Raw genomic sequence first — 15,567 nt, forward strand, 5'->3', positions numbered from 1 at the left:
TGGCAGATGAACATCAAGGCCGACTTCCCATCGCTGGTCGAAGAGATCGACTACGGAACCCCGGAGTCACGGGCGCAAAAGCAGGTCACGCTGAACGTCGACGGCCGCAGCATCACCGTGCCGGAAGGCACCTCGATCATGCGCGCGGCGATGGAAGGCGGGGTCGAGATTCCGAAACTCTGCGCCACCGACATGCTGGACTCCTTCGGCTCGTGCCGCGTCTGCCTGGTCGAGATCGAAGGGCGTGGTGGCACTCCGGCGTCCTGCACGACGCCTGTCGGTGAAGGCATGGTGGTGCGCACGCAGTCCGATCGGCTCGACGCCATCCGCCGCGGCGTCATGGAGCTTTACGTCTCCGACCATCCGACCGGCTGGAACGAGAAGGCCGGCACCGGCGCCAGCGAATTCGACACGGTGGCGAAGTCGGTCGGCCTGACCGAGAACCGCTACGGCGTCGAGGGCCGCAACCACGTCAAGCAGGAAGACGGCGTGGCGCCTGGCCATGGCTCGCTGGCGGTCGACTACATCGCCCGCGACGAATCCAATCCTTATTTCACCTATGATCCGGCGCAGTGCATCGTCTGCTCGCGCTGCGTGCGGGCGTGCGAGGAGGTGCAGGGCACCTTCGCGCTGACCATCGAGGGCCGCGGTTTCGAATCGCGCATGGTCGCCGGCATGCATGAGGATTTCATCGCTTCAGAATGCGTGTCCTGCGGCGCCTGCGTGCAGGCCTGCCCGACCGACGCGCTGCGCGAGAAGACGGTGCTCGAGAAGGGCATGCCGGAACGCTCGGCCGTCACCACCTGCGCCTATTGCGGCGTCGGCTGCTCGTTCAAGGCCGAAGTGAAGGATGACGAAGTCATCCGCATGGTGCCCTACAAGGACGGCAAGGCGAACCACGGCCATAGCTGCGTCAAGGGCCGTTTCGCCTATGGCTACGCCACCCACAAGGACCGTATCCTGTCGCCGATGATCCGCGAGAAGATCTCCGACCCGTGGCGCGAAGTGAGCTGGGAAGAGGCGATCGCCCACACGGCCAAGGAATTCCGCCGGATCCAGTACCAGTACGGCCGCACCTCGATCGGCGGCATCACCTCCTCACGCTGCACCAATGAGGAGACCTATCTCGTCCAGAAGCTGGTGCGGCAGGGTTTCCGCAACAACAATGTCGACACCTGTGCCCGCGTCTGCCATTCGCCGACCGGCTACGGGCTCGGCCAGACCTACGGCACCTCGGCCGGCACGCAGGATTTCGACTCCGTCGAATTCACCGACGTCGCCGTCGTCATCGGCGCCAATCCGGTTTCCGCCCATCCGGTGTTCGCCTCGCGCCTCAAGAAGCGGCTGCGCCAGGGCGCCAAGCTGATCGTGCTCGATCCGCGCCGCACCGAGATGGTCAAGTCGGCGCATATCGAGGCCGACTATCATCTGCCGCTGAAGCCCGGCACCAACGTGGCGGTGCTGACGTCGCTGGCGCATGTCATCGTCACCGAAGGGCTTTTCGACGAAGCCTTCATCCGCGAACGCTGCGACTGGACGGAGTTTCAGGACTGGGCGTCCTTCGTTGCGTTGCCGGAGAACAGCCCCGAGATCGTCGGCAAGCTTTCCGGCGTCGACCCGGAACTGATCCGGGGCGCCGCGCGGCTCTACGCCAAGGGCGGCAATGGCGCGATCTATTACGGCCTCGGCGTCACCGAGCACAGCCAGGGCTCGACCACGGTGATGGCGATCGCCAACCTTGCAATGGCCACCGGCAATATCGGCCGGCCGGGCGTCGGCGTGAACCCGCTGCGCGGCCAGAACAATGTGCAGGGCTCGTGCGACATGGGCTCCTTCCCGCACGAATTGCCCGGCTATCGCCATATCTCCGGCGAAGCCGTGCGCGACATCTATGAGAGCCTGTGGGGCGTGAAGCTGGACGACGAACCCGGCCTGCGCATCCCCAACATGCTGGACGCCGCCGTCGACGGCTCCTTCAAGGGCATCTACATCCAGGGCGAGGACATATTGCAGTCCGACCCCGACACCAAGCATGTCGCGGGCGGTCTCGCCGCCATGGAATGCGTCGTCGTGCACGATCTCTTCCTCAACGAGACGGCGAACTACGCGCATGTCTTCCTGCCGGGTTCGACCTTCCTGGAAAAGGACGGCACCTTCACCAATGCCGAGCGCCGCATCAACATGGTGCGCAAGGTGCTGGAACCGAAGGCGCGCTATGCCGACTGGCAAGCGACGCAGGAGCTTGCCCGCGCGATCGGGCTCGACTGGAACTACACGCATCCGTCGCAGATCATGGACGAGATCGCCCAGACGACACCGAGCTTCGCCAATGTCTCCTTCGAGTTGCTTGACCGCGTCGGCTCGGTGCAGTGGCCGTGCAACGAGAAGGCCCCGCTCGGCACGCCGATCATGCACATAGACGGCTTCGTGCGCGGCAAGGGCAAGTTCATCCGCACCGAATATGTGGCGACGGACGAAAGGACCGGGCCGCGCTTCCCGCTGCTTTTGACCACCGGCCGCATCCTCAGCCAGTACAATGTCGGCGCGCAGACGCGGCGCACCGACAACGTCATGTGGCACTCGGAAGACCGTCTGGAGATCCACCCGCACGACGCCGAGAACCGCGGCCTGCGCGATGGCGATTGGGTGCGGCTGACCAGCCGTTCGGGCGAGACGACGCTGCGGGCGCTGATCACCGACCGGGTGTCGCCAGGCGTGGTCTACACCACCTTCCACCATCCGGACACGCAAGCCAACGTCATCACCACCGACTTCTCGGACTGGGCGACCAACTGTCCGGAGTACAAGGTGACGGCAGTGCAGGTCGGTGCCTCGAACGGCCCGTCTGACTGGCAGCGCGAGTACGATGAGCAGGCCAGGAACAGCCGCCGCATCGCCTCGCTGCAGGCGGCGGAGTAGCCGTGGCCGCGCGCCGCAGAGCAACGACCGAGACATCGCGGCTGGCGCACCGCGCCGGCGGTACGGCTATTGCCAACCGCATGGTGCCGGAGGAGACGCCGGTGGCGTTTTCCTTTGCCGGCACCACCCATGCGGTGATGATGGCGAGCCCCGCCGATTTCGAGGATTTCGCGCTCGGCTTCTCGCTGACGGAAGGCATCATTGCCGACCCCCAAGAAATCGAGGCGATCGAGGTCGAGGATCATGGCGCCGGCGTCGATATCCAGATCCGGCTGAAGGACCGGGCCAATACACGCTTCGAGGCGCGGCGGCGCAGGCTTGCCGGGCCGGTTGGCTGCGGGCTGTGCGGCATTGAATCCATCGAGGAAGCGATGCGCTCCGTCGACGCCGTTGGTGCGTCAAAACTTACGCTTGATGCCGACGACATCGTCCGCTCCGTCAAGCTATTGTCGAAGGTGCAGCCGCTGCATCAGGAAACCGGAGCCGTGCATGCCGCCGGCTTCTATATTCCCGGCAAGGGCATCGTGATGGCGCGCGAGGATGTCGGCCGCCACAATGCGCTGGACAAGCTGGCCGGCGCGCTGGCCAAGGCCGGCATCGACGGCGCGTCGGGCGCCGTCGTGGTGACGTCGCGCGTGTCGGTGGAAATGGTGCAGAAGACGGCGGCGATCGGCTCCGCCTTCATCATCGCCGTCTCGGCGCCGACCGCGCTTGCCATCCGCACGGCCGATGAGGCCGGCATGACACTGGTGGCGCTGGTGCGCGGCGAGGATTTCGATGTTTTCACCCACCCCGACCGGGTGGTTTTGGGAGTTGCCCAGCATGTCGCATGACGAAGATCACATCACCAGCACCCGCGAAAAGCTGGTGCGCATGGCCAACCAGATCGCGGCCTTCTTCCATTCCAAGTCGCGCGAGGAAGGTGTTGCCGGCGTCGCCGAGCACATCAACAAATTCTGGGAACCGAGGATGCGGCGGCAGTTCTTCGAACTGCTCGACGCAGGCGAAGGCTTCGACGAACTCGTCGTGGCCGCATCGGCCAGGATCAAGCGGCCGATCACGCCAGCCGAGGCCGATCTGAAGCTCGGGCTCAAGCCCTTCCCGGCCGACGTCGCGGCGTCGCAAAAGTAGCCGCAACGGGCCGTCCACGCTTACATTCACTTTCGCTAAAGTTTGAGCTGCCGCTGTTGGCGCGGCTCTGCTATGGTTGACGATCAGAAATCGTCAGGCCGGGCGGAAGAAACTCGTGAGGCCGATCGAGACCCGATATGCCCTCAGTGGCGAGGCGCGGATCGCCTATCAGGTGGTCGGCCAGGGTTCGTTTGATCTTGTCTTTGTCCCGGGCTTCATTTCCAATCTCGACCTGCATTGGGAAGACGAGGGCTATACAAGGCTCTTGAGGCGGCTTTCGGCGTTCTCGCGGCTGATCCTGTTCGACAAGCGCGGCACCGGCCTTTCCGACCGTGTCGATGCGCACAACCTGCCCAGTCTTGAAACGCGCATGGACGATGTGCGCGCGGTGATGGACGCCGCCGGCAGTGGTCGTGCCGCGCTGCTTGGCGCTTCAGAAGGCGCGCCGATGGCAATGCTGTTCGCCGCCACCTATCCCGAGCGGACGCGGGCGCTGGCGCTCTATGGCGGCTATGCGCATTTCCACAAATGGGTGATGCCGCCCGAACGCCTCAATGCCTTCATCGCCACGGCCGAGACGGCCTGGGGAACCGGAGCCACCTTGCCGAATTTCGCGCCGGGCCGGGTCGACGACGCGCATTTCACCCAGTGGTGGGCGCGTTTCGAGCGGCTGTCGGCGAGTCCGACGGCAGCGGCGGCACTGGCGCGAATGAATGCGGAAATCGACGTGCGTGGTGTGCTGGCGGCGATCAGCGCGCCGACGCTGCTGATCCATCGCCGCAACGATGCGCGGGTCGATCCCGACGCCAGCCGCTTCCTGGCCAAGAAAATCCCGAATGCGCGGCTGGTCGAGATTCCGGGGCGCGACCATCCGATCTGGACCGGCGATGTCGACCGGGTCGCCGACCTGATCGAGGAGTTCCTGACCGGCGAGCGCGCCGTCGCCGAAGCGGACCGCGTGCTGGCGGCACTTCTGGTGACGCGTATCTACGATACGACGCGGATGGGCGACCGTATGTGGAGCGAACGCAGCGAGCGCTTCCAGGAAACCTGGCGGTTGCTGGTCGGGCGCCATGGCGGCCGAGCGCTGGGTACGCAGGGCGAGATGATGATTTCGCGTTTCGATGGACCGGCGCGCGCCATACGCTGTGCGGCGGCGCTGCGCGAGGCAGCGCAAGGGATCGGCGTGGCCAGCGCGCAGGGCGCGCATGTCGGGGAGATCGAGTTGCGCGGGCCGCCAGTGGGGCTGACGGCCCGCGTGACGATGCAGATCGCCGCGCACGCCAGCCGGGGCGATATCCTAGCGTCGCGGCTGGTCGCCGATCTGGCAACCGGCTCGGGCCTGCATTTCGAAGACGCCAGCCGGGTCACGCTGGACGATCTGGACGAGCCGATGGCGCTGGTGCGGGCAATGTCGGAACAGCATCTGGAGCCTGACTGCCGCGCCAGGACCAAAGCGACCGAACCGGCCGTGCTGACTGCGAGGGAAAGCGAGGTGGTGAGCCTGATCGCCGACGGCAAGAGCAATGCCGCGATTGCAGCCGAACTCAGGCTGAGCGAACACACGGTCAAGCGCCACGTCGCCAACATATTGCTCAAGCTCGACCTGCCGTCGCGAGCGGCGGCGGCGGTATTCTCGGTCCGGCACGCTGGCCCGGATGGGCCATGAGGGCCATGGCGCTTTCGGGCGAAGCGGGCGCGCCGATGCAAGCGCTATCAATTCCCTCATGCAGGCCAAGGTGGATATCGCCGGGAAGGGCACTGCGAACGGAGGATGAAATGCTCAAGTCAAAACTGAACGTCAGATCATCTGTGATCGCGGCAGGCATTGGCGCGCTGTTCACGATCACTCCCGCAAAGGCCGAGGATGCGTCGGCGACAGCCGCCTACAAGGACATCCAGGCGACGCTCGGCTCGGTGCCGGACATGTTTAGGACACTGCCCGACGTGGCGGTCGCCGGCGCCTGGGCGGAAATCAAAGGCGTACAGCTCAACCCCAAGACCGCGCTCGACGGCAAGACCAAGGAACTGATGGGCCTTGCGGTGGCTGCGCAGATACCTTGCCAGTACTGCATCTATTTCCACACCGAGGCGGCCAAGCTCAATGGCGCGAGCGACGAGGAAATCAAGGAAACGATCGCGATGGCGGCGATCGTGCGCCACTGGTCGACGATGCTCAATGGCAGCCAGGTCGATCTCGCCACTTTCAAGAAGCAGACCGACGACGTCTTCGCGGCCGTCAAGGCGAAGTCGCAGTGAAAATCCCTGCCTGGCGGTGAGCGTCGGGCAGCGCCTGCTGAATATCAACCGCCCGATCGTGAAGACGGGCACATGGAGGATGAAATGCTGACCAAGACACAAGCCGTGGATGGCGCGGCAATCAAGAAGGCGATCGAATCCCGGGACGGCAAGATGCTGTCGAGCTTCTATGCCGATGACGCGCTGGTGCGGGTGATCGACCGCAACAACCCGCCGAGCAAGCCGCGCGAAGTCCGCGGGCGCGCGGCGATCGCCACCTTCTGGGACGACATCTGCAGCCGGGCGATGACCCACAAGGTCGACACCACGATCGCCGATGGCGACAGCCTGGCCTTCACGCAGGCCTGCGCCTATCCGGACGGCACGAAAGTGTTCGCCGCCGCGATGCTGGAGCTGAAGAACGGGCGGATCGCGCGGCAGACCGTCGTGCAGGCCTGGGACGAGTGAGGCAGCCATGTTCAGCGCCAGATGGCAGATCGACGCCAAGTTTGGGCATAAACAGGCCGTGCTCGACCTGTTGAAGAAATGGGAACGCGAGATCGGCTCGCAGGTCGGCCTCGCCGAGTTGAAGTTCCAGATCATGACCGGATCGATCGGCGCACGCGAGGCGACGATCGAAACGCATCACCAGGTCGAAAGCCTGGCCCAGTTGGAGGCGATGTTCGCCAAGATCGGCAAGATCGACGCACACGCCAGATGGGGCAAGGAGATGGAGCCCTATGTCGTGTCGGGCAGCAGCCTGTGGAACATCTATCGCATCGTCGAATAGCGGTCTTCTCCCCGTTCATGGGGAGAAGACGCCGGCAGGCAGATGAGGGGCGGAGCCAGCCTTCGCAAGGTTTGCGCCGCCCCTCATCCGGCCCTTCGGGCCACCTTCTCCCGTGAACGGGAGAAGGAATGCGCTACGCGTGTGCCACCATCACATGCCGCACGGCGGTATAATCTTCCAGTGCATAGAGCGACATGTCCTTGCCGTAGCCGGACTGTTTCAGACCGCCATGCGGCATCTCGTTGGTCAGCATGAAATGGGTGTTGATCCATGTGCAGCCATATTGCAGGCGCGCCGCCGTCGCCATGGCGCGCGAGACGTCCTTGGTCCACACGGATGACGCCAGGCCATAGTCGCTGTCATTGGCCCAGTTCACCGCCTCGTCGACTTCGGTGAAACGGGTGATCGAGACGACCGGGCCGAACACTTCGCGGCGCACGATCTCGTCCTCCTGCAGCGCGCCGGCGACGACGGTCGGCTGATAGTAGAAGCCGGTGCCCTCCCCCGGCTTGCCGCCGGTGGTGATCTCGATATGATTCAATTCCGAGGCGCGTTCGACGAAGCTCGAAACACGGTCGCGCTGGCGGCGCGAGATCAGCGGACCGATCTCGTTTTCGGTGTCGTCCGGCTGGTTGTACTTGATGGTCGAGACCGCCGAGGACAGATCGGCGACGAGCTTGTCGTAGATCTTCTTGCCGGCATAGATGCGGCAGGCGGCGGTGCAATCCTGGCCGGCATTGTAGTAGCCGAAGGCGCGCAGGCCGTTGACCACCGCGCCAAGGTCGGCGTCGTCGAAGACGATGACCGGCGCCTTGCCGCCGAGTTCGAGATGCGTGCGCTTGACCGATTTGGCGGCCGCCTGCAGCACCTTCTTGCCGGTGGCGACGTCGCCGGTGATCGAGATCATGTTGATCTTGGCATGGTTGATCAGCGCGTTGCCGACGCTGTCACCGCGGCCGAGCACGACATTGACCACGCCTTGGGGCAGGATGTCTGCCAGGATCCTGGCCAGTTTCAGCGCCGTCAGCGGCGTCTGCTCCGAGGGTTTAAAGACGACGGTGTTGCCGCCCCCGATAGCCGGCGCCAGCTTCCAGGCCATCATCATCAGCGGGTAGTTCCAGGGCGCGATCGAGGCGACGATGCCGATCGGGTCGCGTCGCACCATCGAGGTGTGGCCGGGCAGATATTCGCCAGCGACAACGCCCGGCATCGAACGGACCGCGCCAGCGAAGAAGCGGTAGCAGTCGACGATCGCCGGAATCTCGTCATTGAGCACAGCATTGATCGGCTTGCCGCAGTTCAGCGCCTCGAGCGCGGCGAACTCCTTGGCCTCGGCCTCGATGCGGTCGGCAATCTTGAGGAGATAGCCAGACCGCTGCGCCGGCGTCGTGCGCGACCACGAGACGAACGCCTTCTCGGCGGCCGCCACCGCCGCCTCGATCTGCGCCTGGCTGGCCTCGGGCAGGTTGAGAATGGTCGCCCCGGTCTTCGGATTGAGGATCGGCTCCTCGGTCTCTGCGCCGTTCTCGAATTTCGAGCCGATCAGCATCTGGGTGTCCATGGACGTCTCTCCCTTACGAACTGCCGTTATTTGCCCGAACCGGCGATCTGGTCGCCGTCGCGGGTGAGGTAATAGGCAAACAGGATGGGCAGCAGCGTCACCAGCACCACGACCATGGCCACGACATTGGTGACCGGGCGCTGGCGCGGGCGGATCAGTTCCTCCAGCATCCAGATCGGCACGGTCTGCTGCTGGCCGGCGGTGAAGGTGGTGACGATGACTTCGTCGAAAGACAAAGCGAAGGCCAGCATGCCGCCGGCAAGCAGCGCGGTGGCGATGTTGGGCAGCACGACGTGGCGGAAGGTCTGAAAACCGTCGGCGCCGAGATCCATCGAGGCCTCGATCATCGAACCGGATGTGCGGCGGAAACGGGCGACCGCATTGTTATAGACGACGACCACGCAGAAAGTGGCGTGGCCGAGCACGATCGTCCAGAACGAAAAGGGGATGTCAGCGAGCGAAAAGGCCGAGCGGAGCGCGATGCCGGTGATGATGCCGGGCAGCGCGATCGGCAGGATGACCAGCAGCGAGATCGTCTCGCGGCCGAAGAATTTCGTCCGCGAGACGGCGGCCGCACACAGCGTGCCGAGCACCAGCGCGATCGCAGTCGAGATGGCTGCGACGCGCACCGACAGCGACAGCGCCTCCCAGACGTCGGGCCGGTTCCATGTGACGGCGAACCATTGCGTGGTCAGCCCCGGCGGCGGCCAGACGAAACTCTTCTCCTCGGTGGTGAAGGCATAGACGAAGATCAGCAGGATCGGCAGATGCAGAAAGAGCAGGCCGCTGGCGGCGGCGATCTTCAGGCCGAGCGGAGCCGATTGACCACGGTCAGAGCGCATCGAAGGCCCCCATGCGCTTGGCGCCCCAGAGGTAGAATCCCATGATGACGATGGGCACCACGGTGAAGGCGGCGGCGAGCGGGATGTTGCCGGCGGTGCCCTGCTGCGAATAGACGGCTTGGCCGATGAACAGGCGCGAGGTGCCGATGATCTGCGGGATGATGTAATCGCCCAATGTCAGCGAGAAGGTGAAGATCGAGCCGGCGACGATGCCGGGCAGCGCCAGCGGGAACAGCACGTTGCGAAAGGTTTGGCCGGGCGAAGCGCCGAGATCGGAAGAGGCCTCGACCAGATTGCCGGGCACCCGCTCGAGCGCCGCCTGAACGGGGAGGATCATGAAGGGCAGCCAGACATAGACGAAGACGATGAAGGTGCCGGTGAACGACACCGACAGCGAGTTGCCGCCGACGACCGGCAGCGACAGCCAGCCATCGAGCAGCCACAGCAAATGCAGCTTGGCGAAGAGCCAGGTGAGGATGCCTTCCTTGGCCAGGATCAGCTTCCAGGCATAGATCTTGACCAGGTAGCTCGACCACAGCGGCAGCATGACGCCGAGATAGAACAGCGCCTTCCAGCGGCCACGGGCATAGCGCGCGGCATAGTAGGCGATCGGAAAGGCGACGACAGCCGAGGCCAGCGTGACCAGTGCCGCCATGGTGACCGTGCGCAGGATGATGTCGAGATTGGCGGCCTGGAGCAGATCGCCATAGGTCTTCAGCGTGAACTGGCGGTTGATGAGGCCGGAATACTCGTCGATGGAGAAAAAGCTCTGCGCCAGCAGTGCGAAGAGCGAGCCGATATAGACGATGCCGAGCCACAGCACCGGCGGCAAAAGCATGAGCAGCAGAAGCAATTGCGGCCGGCGCCAGAACAGGTCCGACAGCGCGCCGCGCATGCCGCCGCTGCCGGGCAGGATGGCGGGGGCCGTGGCGCGCGGCATGGTGACGTCGACGCTCATGCCGGCTCGTCCATCAGGTGCAGGTGCTCGCGATTGAAGGTGAGCATCACCGCCTCGCCTTCGGCAGGCAGCGCCGTGCCGGCCGGCACAACGGCATGCAGCTTCAAGCCATCGGCATCGAGCGCCAGCCTGGTGGTGGCGCCGAGATAATTGGTCGAGACGAGGCGGGCAGCGACGCCCTCGCCGCTCGCGGCGCGGCTGACGCGAATGGATTCGGGGCGCAGACTCCCCCAACGGTGCTGGCCGGAATAACGCTGGACGAAATCCGGCGGCAGCACGTTGGAGGAGCCGACGAAATCGGCGACGAAGCGGGTTCTCGGCCGTTGGTAAATATCCTCCGGCGTGCCGATCTGCATGATTCTGCCGTCGTTGAAGACGGCGACGCGGTCAGCCATCGACAGCGCCTCCCCCTGGTCGTGGGTGACGAAGACGAAGGTGATGCCGAGCGCCTTCTGCAGCGATTTCAGCTCCTCCTGCATGTTCTCGCGCAGCTTCAGGTCGAGCGCGCCGAGCGGTTCGTCGAGCAGCAGCACCTTGGGCTGGTTGACCAAAGCGCGGGCGAGCGCAACGCGCTGGCGCTGGCCGCCGGAAAGCTGGCCGGGGCGGCGGGCGCCGTAGCCTGGCAGCCGCACCAGCGACAGGGCTTCCTCGGCCGCCTTGTGCCGTTCGGCCTTGCCGACGCCCTTGACCATCAGCCCGTATGCGACGTTATCCAGCACATTGAGATGCGGAAACAGCGCGTAGTCCTGGAAGACGGTGTTGACGTTGCGGCGATAGGGCGGCACGCCCTCGGCGCGCTCGCCGAAGATCGAGATCGAACCCGAAGTCGGCTGCTCGAAACCGGCGATGAGACGCAGGCATGTCGTCTTGCCGGAACCGGAGGGACCGAGCATGGCGAAGAACTCACCCTGCGCAATGTCGAGGTCGACTGCGTCGACGGCGCGCACGCTGCCGAAATGGCGCGAGACTTTCTGGAAGGAGACGGCTGATGTCATGGGACTGTCAGTCTGTTGCCGGTTGATCTTTTGACGTCGCCTGCACCGCACTGAGGCGGGCCGCGAAGTCGCGCGGCGCCCTACCTCCCCTTGTGGGGGTGAGAAGTGGTTCGCAAAGCGGACGAAAAGCCAATTGCTTGGCTTTTCGAGCTTCGAACGCCCTGAGCCTCGCGAAGGGCCGGGGTTGGGTTCCGGCATGAACGTCCGCGCTGTCCCCGCCCCGACGCTGCGCGTCGACCCTCCCCACAAGGGGGAGGGTAAGCGAAATCACCGTCCGCCGATGACGCCGATATAGTCCGACACCCAGCGGTAATAAGGCACGCACTGGTCGTTCTGGGTGGCGCATTTCGAAACCGGCGTCTTCCAGAACTTGATCTTGTCGAAATTGTCGTAGCCGTTGGTCTTGCAGCCTTCATCGGTCAAAAGCTCGTTGCCCTTGCAGGCGGCGGGCACCACGGGGAGCGAGCCGAACCAGGCCGAGACATCGCCCTGCACCTTCGGCGACAGCGAATGTTCGAGCCACATATAGGCGCAGTTCGGGTGGGCGGCGTCGGCTTCCATCATGGTGGTGTCGGCCCAGCCGGTGACGCCCTCTTCCGGCACGGTGGAGGCAACCGGCTTCTTGGCGGCGACCAGCGTGTTGACCTGATACGGCCACGATCCGGAGGCGACGACGCCTTCATTCTGGAAATCGTCGACCTGGATGGCGGCGTCATGCCAGTAGCGGCCAACCAGCGTGCGCTGGACGCGCAGCAGTTCGAGGGCTGCCTTGTACTGGTCCTCGTTCAATTCGTAGGGATCCTTGATGCCGAGTTCCGGCTTGTGGAACATCAGGTAGTTGGCGGCGTCGGCGATGTGGATCGGGCCGTCATAGGCCTGGACGCGGCCCTTGTTGGACTTGCCGTCCGGCAGCTTCATCTCCTCGAAGACGACGTTCCAGCTCTTGGGCGCTTCCTTGAACACCTCGGTGTTGTACATCAGGATGTTCGGTCCCCACTGGTAGGGGACGCCGTAATGCACCTTGTCGACGGTGAACCAGGGGGCGTCCTTCAGCCGGTCGTCGACCGTCTTCCAGCTCGGGATGAGATCGGTGTTGATCGGCTGCACGCGCTTGCCGGCGACGAGGCGCAGCGAGGCATCACCCGAAGCCGTGACGAGGTCGAAGCCACCCTCGTTCATCAGCGAAACCATCTCATCGGACGTGTTGGCGGTCTTGACGTTGACCTTGCAGCCGCTCTCTTTCTCGAAGGCGGTGACCCAGTCATAGCCCTTGTCAGTCTCGCCGCGCTCGATATAGCCCGGCCAGGCAACGATGTTGACCTGGCCCTCGCCCTTGCCGAGTTCCTTGACCTGGGCGATGGCCTGACCGGAGAAGGTCAGCGCGACCGTCAGCGCCGTGCATGACTTCAGGAATGAATTCATCATCGATCTCCCATTTTGGCGCATGCCCCCGAAACCGCTCCGGTTTTCGCCAGATCACGCGCGGACTGAAAAATATCAGTTCGAACTATGGACTTGATGCCCCTCTGATGGCGGCTTTGGTCCCTGAAACCGAAGGTGCTTGGAAAATTCCGGTTTCGCAAATTCATTTATCAGAAAGGCGATATCGGTTTTTCCGATAGACAGCCACCGCTTCAGGCAAGCGCCGTCACCAGCCAGCAGGCGGCGTTAAAGCGAGCCTCACCGTCCTCAACGAAAGGCGCGAACGCGGTTGGCAACACCGCAGTGATCTTTTCGGCCGTTGCCCGGTCAACCTCGCGCAGCGCGGCGCCGAGCGGCCCTAGCCGGGTGGCATACGTCATCAGATCGCGTTGGTCGATCCGACACGGGAGGTCCGCCTGTTCGACTTCGATTGAAGCCCAGCCGCTCGCGTCCAGGATCCGCTTCACCTTGGCGCTGTCAGCAAAGGCAAACTGACCCGGCGCATCGGGGTCCGGCGCGGGTGCGGGCGGCAGGAACGGCGCAGCCGCTCGCGCGGCGGTCGTCATGAAATCATTCTCGAGCGGACTGCGCCAGGCAACAAAGGCGAGTTTGCCACCGCGCCTCGCTGTCCTTCTTATATTGGCGAACGCGGCCACGGGATCATCGAAGAACATGACACCGAAGCGCGAGATAACAGCGTCGAAGTGTCCCGATTCGAACGCATATGTCTGGGCATCGCCCACTTCAAAACTTGCGTTTTCTGCCTCTCCCAGCTTCGTGCGTTCCGTTGCCAGGGCGACAAGCGGCTGCGAGATGTCGAGCCCCACACATCGTCCGCCGTTGCCCACGCGGCGCGCCATCGCCAGGGTTGTAGCGCCGGCGCCGCAGCCGAGGTCAAGGACATTACCCCCTTCCCCGGGATAGCCGGCGTCGACCACCAGCCGCTCGAACGGCGCCAGTATCTCATCGAGGATCGGCTGCATCTCGACCCAGGCCTTTCCGCTGACATCGTTCCAGAGCGCGGCTTGGCGTGTGTTTGGCGGTGCGGATTGCGGCATAACGGACCTCGCTTTCGTGTTGCTCTCACCGATCGTCGCGAGCACTCTACGAGTTCAAGCCGACTTGAGGTCAAGCATGAAAGACATGGACATTGCCGAAGTGTCGCGCCGCACCGGCGTGCCCGCCTCGACACTTCGCTACTACGAGGAAAAGGGCCTCATCGCCTCGACCGGTCGTCGCGGCCTGCGCCGCCTGTTCGACCCGGCCGTCCTGGAACGGCTCGCCTTGATTGCGCTCGGACGCGCCGGTGGATTCGCATTGGACGAGATTTCCGCGATGCTGGCGCCCGACGGCCTGGATAAAATGGATCGAGGGCGCCTGGATGCCAAGGCGGACGAATTGGACCGCACCATTCAGCGCCTCACCGCGATCCGAGAGGCTTTGCGTCACGCCGCCAGATGTCCGGCCGCCCGGCCAATGGAGTGCCCGACGTTCCGCCGCGCCATCAGGCTTGCAGGCGCCGGCCGCTTCGACGTTGCGCCGATCGGGCCGTTCAAGGCAGAGGCGGTTTCCGTCACAAGGCGCAAGCGCGAGCCTGGTAACGTCCGCCTGGAGTAGGCCAAGCTAGATCAGTTCATCGTTTCACGGAAACGGCGAACTGCTCCAACTCTTTGTTTTGACGCAATTCCCAAGGGAAGGTGCTATGCGCTTTTCCCGGGAAAACCGCTCACACTTCTCCCGGAATTGCTCTAGCGACGGACCGTGCGCTGCGACTGGGCAAGGCCGATGAAATCGCGCGCCGCCTGCGGCAGGCTGGAGCCACGCCGCCACACCATGCCGACCTGCACCACCGGCAAGGAGCCCGAAATATCGCGCGATTCGATGCGGTCGCCTTCGAGCGACCATGGCCGATAGACGAGATCGGGCAGCAGCGCCACGCCGGCGCCGGTGGCGACCAGGCTGCGCACGGCTTCCACCGAACGGGTGCGGAAGGCGACATGCGGCTTGGCGCCGATCGCCGTCAGCAGTTTTCCCGTGTTCTCCTCGATCTCGTCGACAGTGAGCATGATCAGCGGCTCGCCGGCGATATCGCCAATGCTGATGATGTCGGCGCCGACGAGCGAATGGCCGAGCGGCAGCCACAGGCGGTAGGCCGAGACTTCGAGGATTTCCGACTGCAGCGCCGTACGATCGCGCAAATTGGAGGTGACCATGACGGCGATGTCGAGCTTGCCGCCAATCAGCAGGTGTTCGAGGTAGTCGCCATTGTCCTCGATGGCCGAGACCTCGACGCCCGGATAGGCGCGGCGGTAGCGGGAAAGCAGATCCGACAGCACATAGCCGGCGACCAGCGAGGTGACGCCGAGTTGCAGCCGCCCTCCAGCCACAGCCTGCTCGCCGGAAAAAGAGCGGCGGGCGTCGGACACGTCGGCAAGGATCTTGGTCGCGTGGCGCAGGAACTGGTGGCCCTTATGGGTGATGTTGAGGCCGCGCGGATGGCGTTCGAACAGTTCGACGCCGAGATCGCTTTCAAGCTCCTTGATCGCTTCGGTGACCGACGATTGCGAAATGGAGAGGTTCTGTGCGGCGCCCGACACCGTGCCTTGTTCGGCAACGGCGATGAAGAACTGCAGCTGGCGGATGGTGAAGGCCATGGCCGGACTAAACACCGGCGGCCGGGCGAAGGAAAGCCGATGGCGGAACTTATCCAA

General features: G+C 64.3%; 15 protein-coding genes. 8 read left to right on the top strand and 7 right to left on the bottom strand.

The genetic code is table 11. From position 1 onward, the window contains the following. The first annotated feature begins 6 nt into the window (after window positions 1-6). The 7 genes from fdhF to QQK95_RS18435 all read left to right on the top strand — a co-directional run bounded on the left by fdhF (window position 7) and on the right by QQK95_RS18435 (window position 7,078). Entirely contained in the window at window positions 7-2,919 is a 2,913-nt protein-coding gene (gene fdhF, locus QQK95_RS18405) for a formate dehydrogenase subunit alpha (protein WP_284275243.1), read from the top strand. Between the two features lie 2 nt (window positions 2,920-2,921). Then, window positions 2,922-3,752: a formate dehydrogenase accessory sulfurtransferase FdhD gene (fdhD, locus tag QQK95_RS18410; protein WP_284275245.1), complete on the top strand. Its 831-nt coding sequence runs from the start codon at window positions 2,922-2,924 to the stop codon at window positions 3,750-3,752. Beyond that, window positions 3,742-4,050, top strand: coding sequence for a formate dehydrogenase subunit delta (locus tag QQK95_RS18415; RefSeq protein WP_284275247.1), 309 nt, complete (start codon window positions 3,742-3,744; stop codon window positions 4,048-4,050). The genes fdhD and QQK95_RS18415 overlap by 11 nt, the downstream gene beginning before the upstream one ends. Before the next feature lie 115 nt (window positions 4,051-4,165). After that, window positions 4,166-5,719: an alpha/beta fold hydrolase gene (locus QQK95_RS18420; RefSeq protein WP_284275249.1), complete on the top strand. Its 1,554-nt coding sequence runs from the start codon at window positions 4,166-4,168 to the stop codon at window positions 5,717-5,719. Window positions 5,720-5,829: 110 nt separating this feature from the next. Next, the gene (locus QQK95_RS18425; protein ID WP_284275250.1) at window positions 5,830-6,309 is read left to right on the top strand and encodes a carboxymuconolactone decarboxylase family protein; all 480 of its coding nucleotides are present in this window, start codon (window positions 5,830-5,832) and stop codon (window positions 6,307-6,309) included. Window positions 6,310-6,393: 84 nt separating this feature from the next. Beyond that, window positions 6,394-6,756 (top strand): nuclear transport factor 2 family protein, encoded by a 363-nt coding sequence (locus tag QQK95_RS18430; protein ID WP_258591518.1) that lies wholly within the window; start codon window positions 6,394-6,396, stop codon window positions 6,754-6,756. Between the two features lie 7 nt (window positions 6,757-6,763). Further along, the gene (locus tag QQK95_RS18435; protein ID WP_284275256.1) at window positions 6,764-7,078 is read left to right on the top strand and encodes a hypothetical protein; all 315 of its coding nucleotides are present in this window, start codon (window positions 6,764-6,766) and stop codon (window positions 7,076-7,078) included. Between the two features lie 133 nt (window positions 7,079-7,211). Here the strand turns inward: QQK95_RS18435 and QQK95_RS18440 are convergent, their stop codons facing one another. The 6 genes from QQK95_RS18440 to QQK95_RS18465 form a co-directional block, all read right to left on the bottom strand. After that, window positions 7,212-8,639, bottom strand: coding sequence for a gamma-aminobutyraldehyde dehydrogenase (locus QQK95_RS18440; protein ID WP_284275258.1), 1,428 nt, complete (start codon window positions 8,637-8,639; stop codon window positions 7,212-7,214). A gap of 26 nt (window positions 8,640-8,665) precedes the next feature. After that, window positions 8,666-9,481: an ABC transporter permease gene (locus tag QQK95_RS18445; RefSeq protein ID WP_284275260.1), complete on the bottom strand. Its 816-nt coding sequence runs from the start codon at window positions 9,479-9,481 to the stop codon at window positions 8,666-8,668. Beyond that, window positions 9,471-10,439 carry an ABC transporter permease gene (locus QQK95_RS18450; RefSeq protein ID WP_284275262.1) on the bottom strand — a complete coding sequence of 323 codons (969 nt, stop codon included), beginning with the start codon at window positions 10,437-10,439 and terminating at the stop codon, window positions 9,471-9,473. The genes QQK95_RS18445 and QQK95_RS18450 overlap by 11 nt, the downstream gene beginning before the upstream one ends. Then, window positions 10,436-11,434, bottom strand: a complete 999-nt coding sequence (locus QQK95_RS18455; RefSeq protein ID WP_284275264.1) for an ABC transporter ATP-binding protein — start codon at window positions 11,432-11,434, stop codon at window positions 10,436-10,438. Before QQK95_RS18455 ends, QQK95_RS18450 begins: the two co-directional genes overlap by 4 nt. 267 nt (window positions 11,435-11,701) lie before the next feature. Then, entirely contained in the window at window positions 11,702-12,856 is a 1,155-nt protein-coding gene (locus tag QQK95_RS18460) for an ABC transporter substrate-binding protein (protein WP_032933996.1), read from the bottom strand. 212 nt (window positions 12,857-13,068) lie between these two features. Beyond that, entirely contained in the window at window positions 13,069-13,959 is an 891-nt protein-coding gene (locus tag QQK95_RS18465; RefSeq protein ID WP_284275265.1) for a class I SAM-dependent methyltransferase, read from the bottom strand. Between the two features lie 31 nt (window positions 13,960-13,990). On the opposite strand from QQK95_RS18465, the gene QQK95_RS18470 reads away from it, so the two are divergent. Further along, window positions 13,991-14,473 carry a helix-turn-helix domain-containing protein gene (locus QQK95_RS18470; RefSeq protein ID WP_284275266.1) on the top strand — a complete coding sequence of 161 codons (483 nt, stop codon included), beginning with the start codon at window positions 13,991-13,993 and terminating at the stop codon, window positions 14,471-14,473. Between the two features lie 131 nt (window positions 14,474-14,604). Here the strand turns inward: QQK95_RS18470 and QQK95_RS18475 are convergent, their stop codons facing one another. After that, window positions 14,605-15,510: a LysR family transcriptional regulator gene (locus QQK95_RS18475; protein ID WP_284275267.1), complete on the bottom strand. Its 906-nt coding sequence runs from the start codon at window positions 15,508-15,510 to the stop codon at window positions 14,605-14,607. Between the last annotated feature and the right edge of the window lie 57 nt (window positions 15,511-15,567).

Origin of the sequence: Mesorhizobium huakuii, from assembly GCF_030160235.1 — a bacterium.
In the GTDB taxonomy this organism is placed as follows: Bacteria; Pseudomonadota; Alphaproteobacteria; order Rhizobiales; family Rhizobiaceae; genus Mesorhizobium; species Mesorhizobium huakuii.

Bases quoted from the DNA above. Each gene is read 5' to 3' on its own strand.
- QQK95_RS18425 (WP_284275250.1), top strand. From the start codon at position 5,830: ATGCTCAAGTCAAAACTGAACGTCAGATCATCTGTGATCGCGGCAGGC.
- QQK95_RS18430 (WP_258591518.1), top strand. From the start codon at position 6,394: ATGCTGACCAAGACACAAGCCGTGGATGGCGCGGCAATCAAGAAGGCG.
- QQK95_RS18460 (WP_032933996.1), bottom strand. From the start codon at position 12,856: ATGAATTCATTCCTGAAGTCATGCACGGCGCTGACGGTCGCGCTGACC.
- QQK95_RS18475 (WP_284275267.1), bottom strand. From the start codon at position 15,510: ATGGCCTTCACCATCCGCCAGCTGCAGTTCTTCATCGCCGTTGCCGAA.
- QQK95_RS18470 (WP_284275266.1), top strand. From the start codon at position 13,991: ATGAAAGACATGGACATTGCCGAAGTGTCGCGCCGCACCGGCGTGCCC.
- fdhF (WP_284275243.1), top strand. From the start codon at position 7: ATGAACATCAAGGCCGACTTCCCATCGCTGGTCGAAGAGATCGACTAC.
- QQK95_RS18440 (WP_284275258.1), bottom strand. From the start codon at position 8,639: ATGGACACCCAGATGCTGATCGGCTCGAAATTCGAGAACGGCGCAGAG.
- QQK95_RS18435 (WP_284275256.1), top strand. From the start codon at position 6,764: ATGTTCAGCGCCAGATGGCAGATCGACGCCAAGTTTGGGCATAAACAG.
- QQK95_RS18455 (WP_284275264.1), bottom strand. From the start codon at position 11,434: ATGACATCAGCCGTCTCCTTCCAGAAAGTCTCGCGCCATTTCGGCAGC.
- QQK95_RS18445 (WP_284275260.1), bottom strand. From the start codon at position 9,481: ATGCGCTCTGACCGTGGTCAATCGGCTCCGCTCGGCCTGAAGATCGCC.
- QQK95_RS18415 (WP_284275247.1), top strand. From the start codon at position 3,742: ATGTCGCATGACGAAGATCACATCACCAGCACCCGCGAAAAGCTGGTG.
- QQK95_RS18450 (WP_284275262.1), bottom strand. From the start codon at position 10,439: ATGAGCGTCGACGTCACCATGCCGCGCGCCACGGCCCCCGCCATCCTG.